Genomic DNA, 16,901 nt, shown 5'->3' with positions numbered 1-16,901 from the left:
CAGAACAGCCGCTCAAGCGGGCCCATGGGCAACGCGAGCGTCAGAAGCTTGTTGAAAAGAAGGAAGATGACGATGCCGAGGATCGCCCCAAGACAAATATCGGTGACGAACGCCTTGCGGCCGAAGGCGCGCGCGGTGAAGGCGAAAAGCAGCGTCGACCCCAGAATGAACCCGCCCCCGCCCAGATGGACACGATCAGTCCCGACAGGGCGAGACCGATCCAACCGACGGCCTTCCAGTCGACTTCCTCGTTCTCGACATCATTCGGCTTGAACGCGCTGACCAAATGGCCGGCCGCCAGAATTGCAAACAGGATCGCAACGAAATATGAAGCCGCGGTGGCGCTCATTCCGTATGTGGCCCGTACGACCATTCGGCTTGCGTCCCAGTAGGTCACGGCGGCGATAGCGAAAAGCACGATGGCGATGACCGCCGCGGGGCGGTTGTGGATAAAAGCTGATTTGCTGGTCATTGTTTCCTCGTCGCCGGGATGCCGCAGACGGGGCATCCCGGTCTTGGGAGAAATCAGTCGGCGAGGCCGATGGACTTCAGAATGCCGTGCACTCGCTCGGTTTCCGAGCCGATGAACGTCTTGAATTCGTCTGATGACGCATAATAGTCGGTCCAGCCGCGCGTCTTGAGAACGGCCTGCCACTGTTCGGATTTCACCGTCTTCTCTACGGCAGTCTCGATAGCCTCAAGGTCAGCGCCCTCGACGCCGGGACCGGCGAAAACTCCGCGCCAGTTGACGAGTTCGATATCAAGACCCTGCGCTTTCAGCGGCTTGGCCTCGATTCCTTCAATAGGCTCGGGATAGGAGATAGCCAGAGCGCGGAGATCGCCGGATTTGATCTGGCCTTCCCATTCACCGTAACCGGAAACGCCTGCCGTCGCCTGCCCGCCAAGCATGGCCGCCAGAGATTCACCGCCACCGGAATAGGCAACGTAGTTGATCTTCGCAGGATCTTCGCCAGCGGCTTTCGTGACCAGCGCAGCAAGGATGTGGTCCGCGCCCCCGGCGGACCCACCGACCCAGATGGCCTTCGCAACGTCAGTCTTGATGGCCTTGAGCAGGTCATCCATGGTTTGGATCGGGGAGTCCTTGGGAACGACGATGACGAGCGGATCGCCTGTCAAGCGGGCGACCGGCGTGACCTGCGTAAGATCCACGGGCGACTTGTTCGATATGCTGGCGCCGACAAGGGTAATGCCCGCGACGAGGAGCTGCTTGGGACTGCCCTTTGCCGACCCCACGAACTGCGCCAGCCCGACCGTGCCGCCGGCTCCCGGAACGTTGACGACCTGCACGCTCTTTGCGGCGCCCGTGGCCATCATGACTTCCTGGAGTGAGCGGGATGCCGAGTCCCACCCGCCACCGGCGCCGGCCGGAGCGGTGATGGTGAACTCGAGGCCCTCAGCCATTGTGGCACTCGCCCCCGACATCGCGGCAGTGGCGGCGACCGTTGCAGCCATGAGAAATTTTCTGAGATGAAGCATTGCGACGATCCTCCTTATCGCGTGAACCCACCTCCATGGGTATGACGTGGAGAAACTGCATTATATAATTATAAAAGTAAATGGGTATTGCGTGCTTCTTTGCGAAGCGATCGATCGCAGCCGACTGGGTCCGCGCGAAAGGTCAGTCACGGCTCATTTCCTTGTCCGCTTGTTTCGATGCCGCTCATCTGGCGTCCAAGTGACGCTTCTGAGCCTACTCCGCCTGCGGAAGGCTGCTCGCAACAATGCTGGCGTCAAGCGCTTCATAACCTGCAAGGTCGATCAGATCGTAGAGTTCGGCGCGGGTCTGCATCCTGTGGATGGCATCCGTCACGGCTCCCTGACGGGCAAGCTCGGCATAAAGTTCCTGCTGCGCCTTGTTGGCGACCCGGAGCGACGAGACTGGCCAGATAACCATTCGGTAGCCGAGCGCCTGCAGCGCTTCGGCCGTCATGGGGGAGAGCGACCGAATTCCGTCATATTGGCCAGAAGAGGAACGCCGTCCATAGCGGCTGCGAACTCGGCGAACATGGCTTCGGTCGTCAGAGCCTCAGGAAAGATGGCGTCCGCTCCGGCCTTCACATATAGACGAGCGCGGTCGATCGCCCGTTCCATTCCTTCATCAGCCACTGCGTCCGTCCGTGCGACGATCACGAGAGACCGCCGGGCCCGGGCCGCCGCCGCAATCTTTGCGGCCATGTCCGCAGGGGTGGCGAGCTTCTTGTCATTCAGGTGACCGCATTTCTTCGGCAGCACCTGATCTTCGATCTGGATGGCCGCCGCGCCGACCTCTTCGAGACGATGCACCGTGTTCATGACATTCAGGACCTCACCAAAGCCCGTATCGCCGTCGACCAGCAGCGGAAGACCCGAAGCCCTGACGATCTGGCGTGTGAAGAACAGCACGTCCTCCAGCGTAAGGATGCCAAGATCGGGGAGCCCCATGGAGGCGCTCATCGCCGCTCCAGACAGATACAGCGCCTTGAAGCCCGCCTTTTTTGCCTGGAGAGCCGCAAGGCCATTGTGCGCGCCTGGCATTCTGACGATGTCAGGCGCGCGCAAAAGGAGGCGCAACCTTTCGCCTGCCGATGTTCGATCCTGATCCGTGGGCACGAGATAATTCATTCTGATCAATCCATCTGCAGAGATGTTTTCTGCCGCCACTTCGCGAGTCTGGGCAAAAGCAGCGGAACGAGAAGAACAGCGACGGCCATCCCCCACAGGGTGACGGAAATCGGGCTCGACCAGAGGATGGCGACGTCTCCGGCAGAAAGAGACAGGGCCCGCCGCAGGCTTTGCTCCAGTATCTTGCCGAGCACGAGACCGAGGATGAGCGGCGCCATCGGCACACCGAGACGGCGCAGAACATACCCACCAACCCCGAGGGCCACCATCAGCACAAGGTCAAAAGTCGTGGACTTGCCCGAATAGACACCAATCGCGCTGACGACGACGATGAACGGCACGAGTACCCAGGCCGGAACCGAAAGCATCCTGGCGAAAACACCAACGAGCGGAATGTTGATCGCCAGAAGGATGAAGTTGCCGATGAAGAGCGAAGCGATAAGGCCCCAGACCAGGTCAGGTTGCGAACGGAAAAGCGCCGGGCCCGGTGTCAGGTTATAAAGCGTCAGAACGCCAAGCATGATCGCCGTCGTACCGGAACTGGGGATGCCAAGCGTGAGCATGGGAATGAAATTGGAATTGGAAGCGCTGTTGTTGGCTGCCTCAACGGATGCAAGGCCGCGCATGTCGCCCTGACCGAAACGGCTGCCCTCGGGATCGTTCTTTTCAACCACGCGCTTTTCTGTCGTATAGGCAAGTGCGGAAGCGACCGTACCTCCGGCACCCGGCAAAATGCCCACAAAGAACCCGATAAGCGATCCGCGAAGCGCAGCCATATTGGTGAAACGCATCTCGGCCCGATTGAAGAGCGAGCGACCCAATTGCTCGATACGAACGGTCATGCCCCCGTGCATGGTGTCGAGCATGATCAGCAACTCACTGATCGCGAACAGACCAATGACGACAGTGGCGAACTGGACACCATCGACCAGATTTGGCGAGCCGAAGGTGTAGCGATAGACCCCGGAGTTGGCATCGATGCCGATCGTGGAGATCGCGAGGCCCAGCCCAATCGCAAGCATCGCCTTCACCGGCTGATCGGTAAGAAGGCCCGTCAGGCAGGCGAAAGCGAATACCATGAGGGCGACATATTCGACCGGTCCGAATGCCAGTGCCCATGTCGCAAGAATTGGAGCGGCAACCACGATGCCCAAAGTCGCGATTGCCGAGCCGACAAAGGAAGTCCAGGCCGAGAGGGAGAGCGCGATCCCGGCTTTCCCCTGGCGCGCAAGCGGATACCCCTCCAGAGCAGTCATCACCGCCGAAGCTTCGCCGGGCACGTTCAACAGGATGGCGCTGATCCGGCCTCCATATTCGGAGCCGATATAGATCGCCGCCATCAGGATCAACGACCCCTCCGGAGGCAATCCGAGGGCAAATACCACCGGCACAAGCATGGCGACAGCGTTGATTGGACCCAAGCCGGGAAGAACGCCAACCATCGTCCCGACGACGGCGCCAAGGGCGGCAAGAAGGAGGTTGGCAGGCGAAAGAGCAACCCCAAATCCATGCATGAGATAGTTGAAAGTATCCATCAGACGATGCCTCCGAATGGACCAGCAGGAAGAACAACCTCCAGAAGCTGGTCGAAGAGCAAATACGACGAAACGGCCAGCACAACGCCGGTCAGCGCGCCCTGCCACCATTTGGCTCCGAAGATCATCGCAATCGGGATCATGAAGATCGTGGTCGCAATCACGAAACCAAGCGATTGGAAGAGAAGGGCATATCCGGCAAGACAGCCAGACAGGGCGGCGATGGCAGCGATGGGTCCCACCGGTTCGGCGGCGGATTTACCCGGCTTAAGAAGCAGGATGACACCACAGAGCCCGATCATCGCTGCCGCGATGATCGGAAATGCGCGAGGTCCAACCGGTTCATAAGCAAAGGGTGCCTGCAACCCGTATCCGAACATGAGCATGATCGCTGCGACCGCAATTGCGGTCGCTCCCAGAAGACGGTCGGTCATCATTGTTCAGGCCCTTATTTGGTCGTCGCGAGACCGAAGTCGGCGGCAAGCTTCTTGTAGGCAGCCACCTGCTTATCAACGAAAGTCTTCGTTGCTTCGCCCGTCATCGGAAGAGGAAACAGGTTGCGCTTCTGAAGCTCGGCGGCGTAATCGGGAGACTGCATGGCCTTGGCGAAGGCATCGGCCCACCATCGGTAGTCCGCCTCGGTGACCTCGGGGCCGACATAGAAGCCGCGCACGATCGGCCACTTGATGTCGAATCCCTGCTCGATGGCAGTGGGCACCGGCGAAAGCTTGCCGGGAAGGCGCTGCTCCGAGAAGATTGCGAGCAACTTCAGCGGCGCGCCGCCATCGATTGCCGCCTGGCTGTCGCCGACGTCGTTCATGCAGATATGGACATGTCCACCCTGAAGGGCGGTCGCACAGTCTCCGCCGCCCTCGAAAGCAACAAAACGCATGGCTTTGTAATCGATACCTGCCGCGCGGGCGGCCATCGCGGCTTTCATCCAGTCCTGGCTGCCGATCGTGCCGCCGGCTCCAATGATGACGGACTTCGGATCCTTCTTGATCGCTGCCATCAGGTCCGTCAGCGACTTGTACTCGCTGCTTTCCTGGACGACGACCGCACCGTAGTCGGTGCCGACGCTTGCAACCCAGCGGACGTCTTTTTCGGAATATGCGCCAAATTTGCCCTGGGCGAGATTAAGAAGCGATCCGGCGGAAAAGGCCACGATGACATTCGGCTCCGCACGGCGCTGTCCGACGATGGCGTTATAGGCGACCGCGCCGATACCACCAGGCATATAGGAAACGCGTATGGGGGACTTCACCGCACCCGATTGCTGAAGCGTCGCCTGCGCAAGCTTGCAGGTAATGTCAAAGCCGCCGCCGGGCTGGGCAGGAGCGATGCATTCGGGATTCTTGGGGTCGGCATGAGCAATCGTCGAAGAAATCGAAAATGCTGTAAGGGAAAGGGCGGCGCCGAGAGCGGCGCGAAATGCGAACGTCATTGATGTTCCTCCAGAAAGTAACGCAGACCTCCTATCTGCGAAGCACCCCGTATATCGCTCTCAAGCTTTCAACTGGCTTTCAGTCGCCAGAGGCAGGCGAATGGAAACCACGAGGCCAGTCCGATCCCTTCTATTCCGGACCTGCAGCGAGCCACCGCTGACGCGGGCGACGGTCAGCGCAATGGCCAGCCCCAGCCCGCTGCCGCTTGCTGCCCGATGTCCGCTGCGGAAGCGTGTTCCCGCATGGGTCAGTTCGTCCTCCTCCATGCCCGGACCTTCATCCATGATGTCCACAACAACCCATCCATCGTCGCGCAGGAGCTTCACCGTCACCAGACTGCCCTCGGGCGAATATTTGACCGCATTGTCGAAAACGTTCATCATCGCTTCCTGAAGAAGCCCCTCATTGGCGCGGATGACCAGTCCATCGTCGTGGGCGTCTATCGCGCAGTCCATGCGACGGCCGCGGATTCGGGGCCACAGCATCCTGACGCTCTCGGCTACCGTCTCGGCAACGTTCAGGGAAACCTGCGGATATGTTTCCGTACCCTGGGAGGTCCGGGCCTTGGCGAGCGCGAGAAGCTGGTTCGTCGTTCGGATCGAACGATCCAGGACGTCCTTCGACGACTTCAACGTCATACGGATTTCATCGGGGTTTGCCTGGTGCAGCGCGTAGTCGATCTGGGTTCGCAGGATCGTCATCGGGGTCCTGAGCTGGTGCGAGGCATCATCCAGGAACCGCCGTTGCTGTTCCGCCTGCTCGACGTTCCTCTCCATCAGCCGATTCATCGCCTCCACGGCCGGGCGAACCTCCTTTGGTAGATCGGCGATCTCGAGCGGCCTTAGATCGTCGGGTTCGCGGGCATCGATCGCCTCCCGCAGCCTGTTGAGCGGTTTCAGCGCCATGAAGACGCCGATGCCGATAAGCATTCCCAGAACCACCACGACGAGAACGTCACGAAGGATGGCGCGGAAGATCAACTCGTTCTGGAACATGGTGCGCGACAGTTTCGTCTCCGCAACCTGAATGGTGATCTGCGTCCCGTCCGGCTTAACGGGATCGAGCGGCCGGCTGAGTGCTCCGACGCGTATTGCCTCGCCGAAATAGTCGCCGTCATGGAAGCGAAGCTCACCCGGCAGGAGGTTCGGGGTTTCTGGCAGGAGGACATCGCCGATCTGGACGAGGCCGTCGCTCGTGGACACGTTGAAATAGACCTTCCCCTGCGCCGTCAGCTGGAAGAACTCGAAAAGATTGTAAGGAAGCTCAACCCCGATACCCCCGCTTTCCGTGGAAATGTTTGCATCGATCGCCCTGACTGCCCCCGCAAGCGATCGATCATAGGCGCTATCGGCCATTTCCTGAACGGTCGTCGCACTGAACCAGAGCGTGGACGCCATTGCCAGAATGATTGCCGGCACAATCCAGAGACCGAGCGTGAGGGCGAGCGGACGTCCGGGCTTGCCGGACCTTCCAGCGCTGCTCATGCCGCGCCCGCTTCGAGCACGTATCCCAGTCCGCGCAATGTTCTGATCTGAACCGAGTTCGAGAGCTTCTTCCGCAGTCGATGCGCGATGACCTCGATTGCCTCCAGTTGGATATCGGCATCATAGGAAAACATCCGGTCGACAATCTTCTGCTTCGACATGGGTTCCCCCGCATGCTGCACGAGGATACGAAGGAGCGAGTGCTCACGAGGCGTCAGGTCGAGCGGATCGCCACACAGGGTGAAGCGCTGCTCGGCCGAATAATAGGTAAGGTCACCGCAGGAAAAGGTGCCCACATTGCGCCCATGGGCTCGGCGCACCAGCGCGACCAGCCGAGCCTCCAGTTCCTCGATCGCGAACGGCTTGGCCAGAAAATCATCCGCGCCTTCGTGAAGCGTGCCTATTCGTTCGCTGAGGGTATCTCGAGCGGTCAGGATGAGAGCCGGAGTATTGTCGCCGCGTACTCTCATAGCGGAGAGAACGGCGCGTCCGCCCATCTTCGGCAGCCCCAGGTCCAGAATGACGGCGTCGAACTCCTCCTGCCGAAGCCGCTGGTCGGCAGCCGTTCCGTCATCTGCCCAGTCGATCATGAACTCGTAGCGCTGCTTCAGCGCCTTTATCAGCCACTTTGCCAGCTCCGCATCGTCTTCGACCAGCAGTAGTTTCAAATGTAAACCTCCGCTTACATGGCATCATGACCAGCTTCGGTGCAAGATGAACCAAATCATCGTCTGCCTGAAACCGTGACCGATCATCGTTTCTCGCTGATATACAGATAACGATCTACGACAATTTCGCTTTCCCCAAGCCGTTTCTGATAAATTTCCTTTCTGTCATGCACCCGTTCCGCAACCCTTTGTGAAGGGATGTTTTCGGGCGTGGTGATGCTGACCACTCTGGGCAAACCAAGGTTGTGAAAGGCATAGTCGCGGCAGGCGATGGCCGCTTCGGTTGCCAGACCCTTGCCCCAGAAACCGCGCCAGAGATGATACCCTATCTCCGGTTCACGGCCCGCAGGGGTCCTCTGCAGCGTAATTCCACAATCGCCGATGACCTCTTCCGAGACCGGATCGACGACAGCCCAAAGACCGAAGCCATGCCGGCTATAACTATCGAAAGCCAGTTCCTGAAACCAGGCGAGGGTTTGCGCAGGTGACTTCGTGCTGGGATAAAACTGCATGCAGTCCGGGTCAGCGTAAATCCGGCTCAATGCGGCCAGATCAGCACTCTCGACTTTCCGCAGATGTAATCGTCTGGTCCTTATGATGATCGACACGCGAACCCCTCCAGCGCCGTGCCGCACCCTGCCCCCATCCCGTTATGAAAGCAACACCGCCCCTCCTTTCGTCATTCTCGGTTCGGTGGAGGGCCTGGCAGAGAAATTCACGACCTTCCGGACCGGCATGGCCTCTCCGGAAGGTCGATTTGCTGTATAATCCCCTTGGCTGCAAGCCTATACCGCCACCGGGGTAATCCAGCGCGGATCGGTGCTCTCGGCGCTGTCCACCACCGCCTCCACGAAGGCCACGCCCTTCAGACCGTCATAGGCAAGCGGAATGTTGCGGCCAATCGCACCCGGTTCGCGCCCAGCCTTGCGGGCACGGATGGCTTCCGCGAAACCGACATAGAGGTTGGCGAAGGCCTCCAGATATCCCTCCGGGTGGCCGGGCGGAGTACGGGTTCGAACCTTCGCATCTTCGGAAAGATCGTCCGCGCCCCGCTTGATGGTCTGCACACGCCCGTTAAGCGGCGTATAGACGAGTTCGTTCGGCTGTTCCTGAAACCATTGCAGCGAACCGGTCGCGCCGAAAACCCGCAGACGCACGCCGTTGGAATTGCCGAGCGCCACCTGCGACGACCACAGGAGCCCCCGCGCGCCGCCCTCATAACGCATCATCACATGGGCATTGTCATCCAGCGCCCGCCCCGCCACGAAAGTGGCGAGATCGGCGGTGAGCGACTGTAGTTTAAGCCCGGTCACGAAGCCAGCCAGATGATAGGCATGGGTGCCGATATCGCCGATGGAGCCGCCGCGGCCGTTCTTCTTCGGGTCGGTGCGCCATGCCGCCTGGGCATTGCCCTGCTGTTCGATGGCCGTCGCCATCCATTCCAGCGGATATTCCACCTGCACGGTGCGAACCTCGCCGATCTCACCCGCCGCGACGCGCGCACGCGCTTCGTGCACCATCGGATAGCCGGAATAGGTGTAGGTCACCCCAACGAAGCGGCCGCTTTCCCGCGACAGTTTTTCCAGCGCGATGGCGTCTTCCAGCGTCGCGGTCAGGGGTTTTTCGCAGATCACGTCGAAACCTGCCTCGATCAGCGCCTTCGCGATCGGATAGTGGGTGAAATTCGGTGTGCAGATTGCAACCGCATCGACACGATCCTCACGGGCAGCTTCGCCGGTAATCAGCTCCTGATAGCTGCCATAACTGCGAGCCGGGTCGAGCCCTTCATTGATCGCAAAGGCGCGGCCTCTTTCGGGATCGACATCAAAGGCCCCGGCCACAAGCACCCATTTGCCGTCAAGGCGTGCGGCAAGACGATGGATATTGCCGATATAGGCTCCCTGACCGCCACCGATCATACCCAGACGAAGTGGTCTTTCGATAGTCATAGTTCCTCCAGCCCCAGCATGGCGCGGTTGGCATTGCGGTTCGCGCCGGATTTGACGAAATCGTCAAAGGCGCGGTCCGAAACACGGATGATGTGATCGGCGATGAAACGCGCACCTTCCGACGCCCCGTCCTCGGGGTTCTTGACGAAACATTCCCACTCCAGCACCGCCCAGCCATCAAAGCCGTTGGTCGTCAGCTTGGTGAAGATCGCCCCGAAATCCACCTGCCCGTCGCCGGGGCTGCGGAAGCGCCCGGCCCTTTTTGACCATGGCTGATAACCGCCATAGGCGCCCGATTTTCCGTCTGGACGAAACTCGGCATCCTTGACGTGGAAGGTTTTTATCCGCTCGTGGTAATGGTCGATGAAGGCGAGATAATCCATTCCCTGCAGAACGAGATGCGAGGGATCATACATCAGGTTCGCCCGGGGATGCTCCTTGACCTTGTCGAGAAACATTTCCCAGCTGTGGCCGTCATGCAGGTCTTCACTGGGATGGATTTCATAGCAGACGTCCACGCCATGGGCGTCGAAGTCGTCGAGGATCGGCGTCCAGCGGCGGGCAAGCTCGTCAAAGCCTTCCTCCACCAGCCCTTCCGGCCATTGCGGATAGGGATAAAGATAGGGCCACAGCAGCGCACCTGGGAAGGTCACATGGCGATCGATGCCGAGGCGCTTTGAGGCGCGGGCGGCAAAGCGCAGTTGTTCCTCGGCCCATGCCCGACGCTTTGCGGGGTTGCCGCGCACATGCTCCGGCGCAAAACTGTCCATGATCGCGTCATGGGCGGGGTGCACCGCCACAAGCTGCCCGGTGATGTGGGAGGCGAGTTCGGTGATCTCCAGCCCGTGCTCGCCGAGCATACCCTTCAGATCATCACAATAGGCATCGCTTTCCGCCGCCTGTTTCATGTCGATCAGGCGCGTATCCCAGGTGGGAATCTGCACGCCCTTGAAGCCCTTGGCCGCGGCCGACGCCGCCAGCGAGGCAAGCGAATTGTAGGGCGCCTCATCGGCCGCGAACTGCGCCAGAAAGACACCCGGCCCCTTGATGGTCCGCATCATCTTATTCCTCCAGCTTTTTCGCCGGCACCGGCGCGTCGTCGTAACCGCCATAGACCGACTGATCGAAGGGGATCACCGCGCCCGTCATCATGCCGCTGTCGTCGGAGGACATCCAAAGGATGGCGTGGGCCACTTCGAGCGGATCGAGGATGCGCCCGAACGGCTTGGCCGCCGCCGCACGGTCGATGAAATCGGGATCGCCGGTCTCGGAGAGGACGAGCTTGCGCTCGTGATCGGAGTTCATCCAGCCGATATCGAGCTGGTTCACATGGATACGATGGCGCATCAGCGAAAAGCCGGCATGGCGGGTGACGGTGGCAAGCGCGCCCTTTGACGCCGCATAGGGCGCAAGGAAAGGCTGGCCTGTCAGACCCGACATTGATCCGACATTAACGACCCGACCCTCGATCCCCTCGCGGATCATCACCTTTGCCGCATCCTGAATGAGAAAGAATGGCGCACGCGTGTTGACCGCGAACATCCGGTCGAAAAGCTCGGGCGTTGTGTTGAGCATGTTGCCGCGATCCGTCAGGCCCGCTGCGTTAACGAGGATATCGACCCGACCAAAGCGTTTGTCCGTCGCCGGAATGATGCTACGGACATCATCGATATCGCCGAGATCGGCCGCCACCATCTCAACCGGCACGCCTGATTTCTGCGTGATGGCATCCGCGACAGCCTGTCCTTTTTCCACACCGCGCCCGACGATGACGATCCCCGCCGCGCCCGCCTGCGCAAACACCTGCGCAACCGCTGCGCCCAGCCCTTGCGTTCCGCCGGTAATAACGGCGATCTTTCCCTCAATACGGTTCATTTCACGACCTCATATCCAGCGGCGTCCATCACGCGCAGCAATTCCCTATGCCCCTTTCGGGCCATGTCCAGCGGCGGGTTCCTGATCGGGTCCTGCTCCGCCTCGACCACGAACCAGCCCTCGTAACCTTTCCACGCCAGCGCCTTGACGATTGCCCCGAAATCCAGGCTGCCATCACCCGGCACGGTAAAGGCGCCCTTGATGACGGCATCGAGGAAACTCTCCCGGCTCCTGTCCAGCCCATCGACAACCTCACGCCGGATATCCTTGGTGTGGACATGGGTAATGCGCGCGTGGTGGTTTTCGATGACACGCATGACATCGCCGCCCGCAAAGGCCATGTGCCCGGCATCAAACAGCAGGGGCACGGAGGAGTGCTTCATGAAGAGATCAAGTTCCGGCTCGGTCTCCACCACGGCCGCCATATGGTGATGATAGGAAATCGGCATGCCCTTCGCCGCGCACCAGTCGGCAAAGTCGGACATCTTGCGGCCATAGGCCGCCATGCCGGCCTCGTCGAGCCGGGGCTTCGTGGCAAGCGGTGCGGAGCGCACGCCCTGAATGGAGCGCGCCGTTTCACCATAAACAATGCAGGGCGCACCGGCGGCGATGAAGAATTCCATCTGCTGCGCGATGCGGTCTTTCTCCGCCTCGATGTCACCATCCAGCAGCAGGCCGGAAAACCAGCCGCCGCACACCGATATGCCGTAGCGGTCGAGGATCGGCCCAAGCTCCACCATATCCATCGGAAACCGGCGCCCGGTCTCCATTCCGGTAAAGCCGGCTTCGCTTGCCTGCCTCAGGCATTCCTGAAGGCTCACATCATCGGAAAGCTCGGCGAGATCATCATTCCACCAGGCGATCGGCGCGATACCAAGTCTTGCTTTCATCTCAGACCCCCACTCGCTGCGCCTTGCGGATGTTTTCCTGCGCGGCGCGGGCGGCACGCACGGTCTCGAAACTGGAGACGGAGGGAACACCGACATCCCAGTCGGCATCGCCCGGCACCCATTTCCAGGCATCGGAAACGATGGAGATGACGGTCACGCCATCATTGCCCTGCGCCCAGATCATCGCGTCTTCAAGATCGGCAAGGCTTTCGGCCCTGCGCGCATGGGCGCCCATGGCTTCCGCATGTTTGACGAAATCGACATGCAGCGGATTTTCCCTGTCCCTGACGCGGCAATCTGCCAGCAGATTGTTGAAACCCGGAACGCCCTTGGCCTGCTGCAGACGGTTGATGACGGCATAGCCGCCATTATCGCAGACCACCACGATCATCCGGTGCCCGGTAAGCGCGGCTGAATAGATATCCGAGTTCATCATCATGTAGGTTCCATCCCCCAGCATGACGATTGGAACGCCGCCGGCACCGCCCGGCCCTTCCTGCGCCATGGAGCAGCCCCAGCCCGGCAGCGATCTCATAACCCATGCAGGAAAACCCGAATTCGCAATCGAACGTATTCGGGTTCTTGACCCGCCAGCCCTTGGTCACCTCACCCGGCGTTCCGCCCGCCGCCGCAATCAGCGTATCTTCGGGCCGCGCAACCCGGTTCAGCACGCCAACCACCTGCGCATAGGAAGGAACCGGCGCATTGGTGATGCGCTGGTGTTCGTTGAGCAGATTATCCCATTCGGCAAACAGCGTTTTGGCCCGCTGCATATGGGTGGCATCGGCCTTATAGGCGCCGAGCGCATGGTCCAGATCGTCGATTGTCTCGAGCGCATCGCCAACCACGGAAAACGCCCGGTGTTTCACCGCATCGAAGCGGGCGGCGTTGACGGAAATGAACTGCGCATCGCGGGAGAAAGCCGTCCAGGAACCCGTGGTGAAATCCTGAAGCCGGGAACCGATCGCCAGCACGACATCCGCCTCTTTAGCCAGCGCATTCGCCGAAGTTGATCCGACGATGCCGATCGGCCCGGCATGGACCGGATGGTGATGGGTGAGCGCGCCCTTGCCGGCGATGGTTTCGACAACGGGAATGCCGCGCTTTGCAGCGAAATCGGCAAGGCGTTCTTCCGCCAGCGAATAACGCACGCCGCCGCCGGAAATGATGAGCGGACGTTTCGCCTGCGCCAGCAGCCGGGCGGCAGTCGCCACGGCGTCACGGTCAGGACGCGGCCGAGGAATTTTCCAGACCTTCGGTTCAAAAAAGACTGCCGGATAATCGAAAGCGATTTCCTGCGTATCCTGCGCAAGACCGATAAAGGCCGGGCCGCAATCGGCCGGATCGAGCATGGTGGCAACCGCCTGCGGCAGCGATTGCAGCAATTGTTCCGGCAGCACGATCCTGTCCCAGTAACGCACCACGGATTTGAACGCGTCATTAACGGTCAGTGTCGGATCGCCGAAATGCTCGACCTGCTGCAGAACCGGGTCCGGCAGGCGGCTTGCGAAGGTATCGCCCGCAAGGAGGAGAACGGGCAGCCGGTTGGCCATGGCGACGCCGGCGGCGGTCACCATGTTCAGCGCTCCCGGCCCGATCGAAGTCGCAGCGACCATGATCTGCCTGCGCCGCTTTGCCTTGGCAAAGCCGATTGCGGCAAGCGCCATGGATTGTTCATTCTGCCCGCGCCAGGTCGGCAACTGGTCCTGCACCGTCTCCAGAGCTTCGGAAAGGCATGTGACATTGCCGTGCCCGAAAATGGCGAACACGCCCGCGAACAGGGGAACGCGCTCTCCGTCGATCTCGGTAAACTGGTTGCACAGGTAACGTACTAGCGCCTGGGCCATGGTCAGGCGTAAGGTCTTCGCGGTCATCTCGCCTCCTCCTGCGGATGGTTGTTGATATGTTTTTGGAATACATATTGACAAATTCGGTACTTTGCAATGATTATTGCCAAATGCCTCGGGAGGAAAATTTCAATGCTGAGAATTGCAGTGCTTGGCGTGGGCCGTATCGGCCGCATGCATGCGGAAAACATCGTCGCTCATCCACGCGCGACATTGGCTGGTGTCTTTGATCTATACGAGCCCTCGGCGAAAGAAATTGCCGAAAAGCTGAATGTGCCGAGATTTGAGTCGGCGGAGGCGGTTTTCGCTTCACCCGAGGTCGATGCCGTGCTGATCGCCACCTCGACGCCCACCCATGCGGATCTTTTGGAAAAGGCGGTTGCGGCGGGAAAACCCGTTCTCTGCGAGAAACCCATCGATCTCTCCCTCGACCGCGTCAACGCCTGCGCAACAAAAATTGCCGACAGCAAGGTGCCGATCATGCTCGGCTTCGTCCGGCGTTTTGACAGCGGACACCGCGCCGTGCGGGAGGCCATCGAAAACGGAACGATAGGCGACCTGCATCAGGTCGTCATCACCTCACGCGACCCCGGCATGGCGCCTGCCGCCTATATCGAAATGTCGGGCGGCATTTTCCGCGACATGACGATCCATGATTTCGACATGGCCCGCTTCATTCTGGGTGAAGAGATCGCCCAAGTCTCCGCCACCGGTTCGCGGCTGGTCGACCCGGCGCTGATGGAAAAATGCGACGACTACGACACCGTGACCGTGGTGCTGAAAACCGCTTCGGGCAAACAATGCACGATCAGCAATTCGCGCCGCGCGGTTTATGGCTACGATCAGCGGGTGGAAGCCTTCGGAAGTGCCGGCATGGCGATTTCCGAAAACCGGACGCTCAATCACCTGCGCCTCCACACCGAAACCGGCACCGACCGGGCAGCACCGCTGATGAACTTCTTCATTGACCGTTATGCCGATGCTTTCGCAGCGGAAATCAGCGCCTTCGTCGATGCGGTGGAACAGGGCAAGGCACCGGAGGTCGGCTTCGAAGACGGCCGGCTGGCATTGCTTCTGGCCGAAGCGGCGATCCGCTCTGTCGCCGAGGGGCGCACCGTCAACACAAGCGAGATCGGGTAAACCATGTACGCGAATTTTGGACTTTTCATCAATGGCCGCTGGCTTGCCGGTGCCGCAACGGGAGAGGTCGTCTCTCCGGTCACCGGCGCTGCGCTCGGCGAGGTGATGCTTGCAAGCGCCGATCAAACCCGCGATGCGATCGACGCGGCGGCCGCGGCCCTTCCGAAACTGCGCGCCATGGGCGGCTTCGCGCGTGCAGAAGCGCTGCACCGGGCAGCCGACGAAATGTTGCGCCGTACCGATGAGGGCGCGAAGATGATCTCGCTGGAGACCGGCAAACCGATTGCCCAGGCGGGTCGCGAATGGACGCTTTCCTGCGACCAGTTCCGCTGGTTCGCCGAAGAAGCGCGCCGCATCTATGGCCGCATCGTCGACAGCCGGGTGCCCGGTGGTCGATTTGAGGTGACCCGCGAAGCAGTCGGCATCGTCGGCGCTTTCACCGCCTGGAATTTTCCGGCCGCCCTTCCGGCCCGCAAGCTTGCCCCGGCGCTCGCCGCCGGATGCCCCGTCGTGCTGCGCCCCTCATCCCAGACGCCGGGTGTCGCCATGGTCATGGTCGACTGCCTGAGGGCCGCCGGCTTTCCCGATGGCACCGTCAATCTGGTTGTCGGCTCGACCGCCGATACCTATGGCCCGATCATGGCGGACAAGCGCGTGCGCAAGGTGTCGCTGACCGGCTCCACCCGGGTCGGCCAGCAAATGATCCGTGACGCCGCTGAGACCGTGAAGAAGGTCTCTATGGAACTGGGCGGCAATGCGCCCCTCATCATTTATGACGATGCGGATCTCGACACCGCGCTCGATCTTGCCGTGCCCACCAAATTCGCCAACTGCGGCCAGGTCTGCGTCACGCCAGATCGCATCTTCGTCCACGAGAGCCTGCACGACGCCTTTGTCGATGGTTTCGTGGCCCGCGCGGCGAAGATCAGGCTTGGCGACGGGCTTGATACCGATACAGGAATGGGTCCGCTCATCAATACCGGTCGCCTTGAGGACATCGAGGCGGTAGTCGCCGACGCCGTGCGCGCCGGCGCGAAAATCGCCCATGGCGGCAAACGCCCGTCACACCTGAACCACGGTTTCTTTTTCGAGCCCACCGTACTGACCGACGTGACGGACACGATGAAGGTTTTTGCCGAAGAAAATTTCGGTCCGATTGCCGCGATCACCCGCTTCAGCACCGAGGACGAGGTTCTGGAGCGGGCCAACGCCTCCGACATGGGCCTTTCCGCCTATGCCTTCACCCGTTCTCCGGACAGGGCACGGCGAACGGTAGCGGCACTGAAATCCGGCATGGTCGGCATCAACAGCTTCGCGCTCGCTGCATCCGAAGCGCCTTTCGGCGGCACCAACCATTCCGGCATGGGGCGTGAGGGTGGTATCGAGGGGATAAGCGATTATCTCGAAACCAAACTCGCCCAGATCGTCTTTTGAAGACGAATATTC

14 protein-coding genes and 2 pseudogenes are annotated in these 16,901 nt (G+C 60.7%); 2 read left to right on the top strand and 14 right to left on the bottom strand.

The features are described 5' to 3' along the window. Positions 1-40: 40 nt before the first annotated feature. The 14 genes and pseudogenes from O3W47_RS06845 to iolD form a co-directional block, all read right to left on the bottom strand. Positions 41-472 carry a hypothetical protein gene (locus O3W47_RS06845; protein WP_269313314.1) on the bottom strand — a complete coding sequence of 144 codons (432 nt, stop codon included), beginning with the start codon at positions 470-472 and terminating at the stop codon, positions 41-43. Between the two features lie 53 nt (positions 473-525). Further along, positions 526-1,497 (bottom strand): Bug family tripartite tricarboxylate transporter substrate binding protein, encoded by a 972-nt coding sequence (locus O3W47_RS06840; protein ID WP_080819421.1) that lies wholly within the window; start codon positions 1,495-1,497, stop codon positions 526-528. Positions 1,498-1,711: 214 nt separating this feature from the next. Beyond that, positions 1,712-2,622 (bottom strand): annotated as a pseudogene (gene prpB / locus O3W47_RS06835) (methylisocitrate lyase). Between the two features lie 5 nt (positions 2,623-2,627). After that, entirely contained in the window at positions 2,628-4,157 is a 1,530-nt protein-coding gene (locus O3W47_RS06830; protein WP_080819423.1) for a tripartite tricarboxylate transporter permease, read from the bottom strand. Then, positions 4,157-4,594 carry a tripartite tricarboxylate transporter TctB family protein gene (locus tag O3W47_RS06825; protein WP_137453672.1) on the bottom strand — a complete coding sequence of 146 codons (438 nt, stop codon included), beginning with the start codon at positions 4,592-4,594 and terminating at the stop codon, positions 4,157-4,159. The genes O3W47_RS06830 and O3W47_RS06825 overlap by 1 nt, the downstream gene beginning before the upstream one ends. Positions 4,595-4,605: 11 nt before the next feature. Beyond that, positions 4,606-5,601: a Bug family tripartite tricarboxylate transporter substrate binding protein gene (locus O3W47_RS06820; protein ID WP_137453671.1), complete on the bottom strand. Its 996-nt coding sequence runs from the start codon at positions 5,599-5,601 to the stop codon at positions 4,606-4,608. A gap of 60 nt (positions 5,602-5,661) precedes the next feature. Further along, on the bottom strand, positions 5,662-7,086 hold the full coding sequence (locus tag O3W47_RS06815; RefSeq protein ID WP_137453670.1) for a sensor histidine kinase: 1,425 nt from the start codon (positions 7,084-7,086) through the stop codon (positions 5,662-5,664). Next, entirely contained in the window at positions 7,083-7,754 is a 672-nt protein-coding gene (locus O3W47_RS06810) for a response regulator (protein ID WP_269313313.1), read from the bottom strand. The genes O3W47_RS06815 and O3W47_RS06810 overlap by 4 nt, the downstream gene beginning before the upstream one ends. 83 nt (positions 7,755-7,837) lie before the next feature. Next, entirely contained in the window at positions 7,838-8,362 is a 525-nt protein-coding gene (locus O3W47_RS06805) for a GNAT family N-acetyltransferase (RefSeq protein ID WP_137453668.1), read from the bottom strand. 177 nt (positions 8,363-8,539) lie between these two features. Further along, a complete protein-coding gene (locus O3W47_RS06800) occupies positions 8,540-9,703 on the bottom strand; it encodes a Gfo/Idh/MocA family protein (RefSeq protein ID WP_269313312.1) in 1,164 nt (387 codons plus the stop codon). After that, positions 9,700-10,761, bottom strand: coding sequence for a sugar phosphate isomerase/epimerase family protein (locus O3W47_RS06795; RefSeq protein ID WP_269313721.1), 1,062 nt, complete (start codon positions 10,759-10,761; stop codon positions 9,700-9,702). Before O3W47_RS06795 ends, O3W47_RS06800 begins: the two co-directional genes overlap by 4 nt. Positions 10,762-10,765: 4 nt before the next feature. Then, a complete protein-coding gene (locus O3W47_RS06790; RefSeq protein ID WP_137453667.1) occupies positions 10,766-11,578 on the bottom strand; it encodes an SDR family oxidoreductase in 813 nt (270 codons plus the stop codon). Then, positions 11,575-12,468: a myo-inosose-2 dehydratase gene (gene iolE, locus O3W47_RS06785; RefSeq protein WP_269313311.1), complete on the bottom strand. Its 894-nt coding sequence runs from the start codon at positions 12,466-12,468 to the stop codon at positions 11,575-11,577. Before iolE ends, O3W47_RS06790 begins: the two co-directional genes overlap by 4 nt. A 1-nt stretch (position 12,469) precedes the next feature. Then, positions 12,470-14,342: pseudogene (gene iolD / locus O3W47_RS06780) on the bottom strand (3D-(3,5/4)-trihydroxycyclohexane-1,2-dione acylhydrolase (decyclizing)). A gap of 105 nt (positions 14,343-14,447) precedes the next feature. Between iolD and iolG the strand changes: the two are divergent. After that, on the top strand, positions 14,448-15,455 hold the full coding sequence (gene iolG / locus O3W47_RS06775; RefSeq protein WP_269313310.1) for an inositol 2-dehydrogenase: 1,008 nt from the start codon (positions 14,448-14,450) through the stop codon (positions 15,453-15,455). 3 nt (positions 15,456-15,458) lie between these two features. Next, positions 15,459-16,889 carry an NAD-dependent succinate-semialdehyde dehydrogenase gene (locus O3W47_RS06770; protein WP_269313309.1) on the top strand — a complete coding sequence of 477 codons (1,431 nt, stop codon included), beginning with the start codon at positions 15,459-15,461 and terminating at the stop codon, positions 16,887-16,889. Positions 16,890-16,901: the final 12 nt, after the last annotated feature.

Origin of the sequence: Agrobacterium sp. LMR679 (genome assembly GCF_027157905.1) — a bacterium.
Taxonomy (GTDB): domain Bacteria; phylum Pseudomonadota; class Alphaproteobacteria; order Rhizobiales; family Rhizobiaceae; genus Agrobacterium; species Agrobacterium leguminum.
Note: the sequence above shows the minus strand (reverse complement) of the source record. Positions and strands in the feature narration are given on the sequence as shown.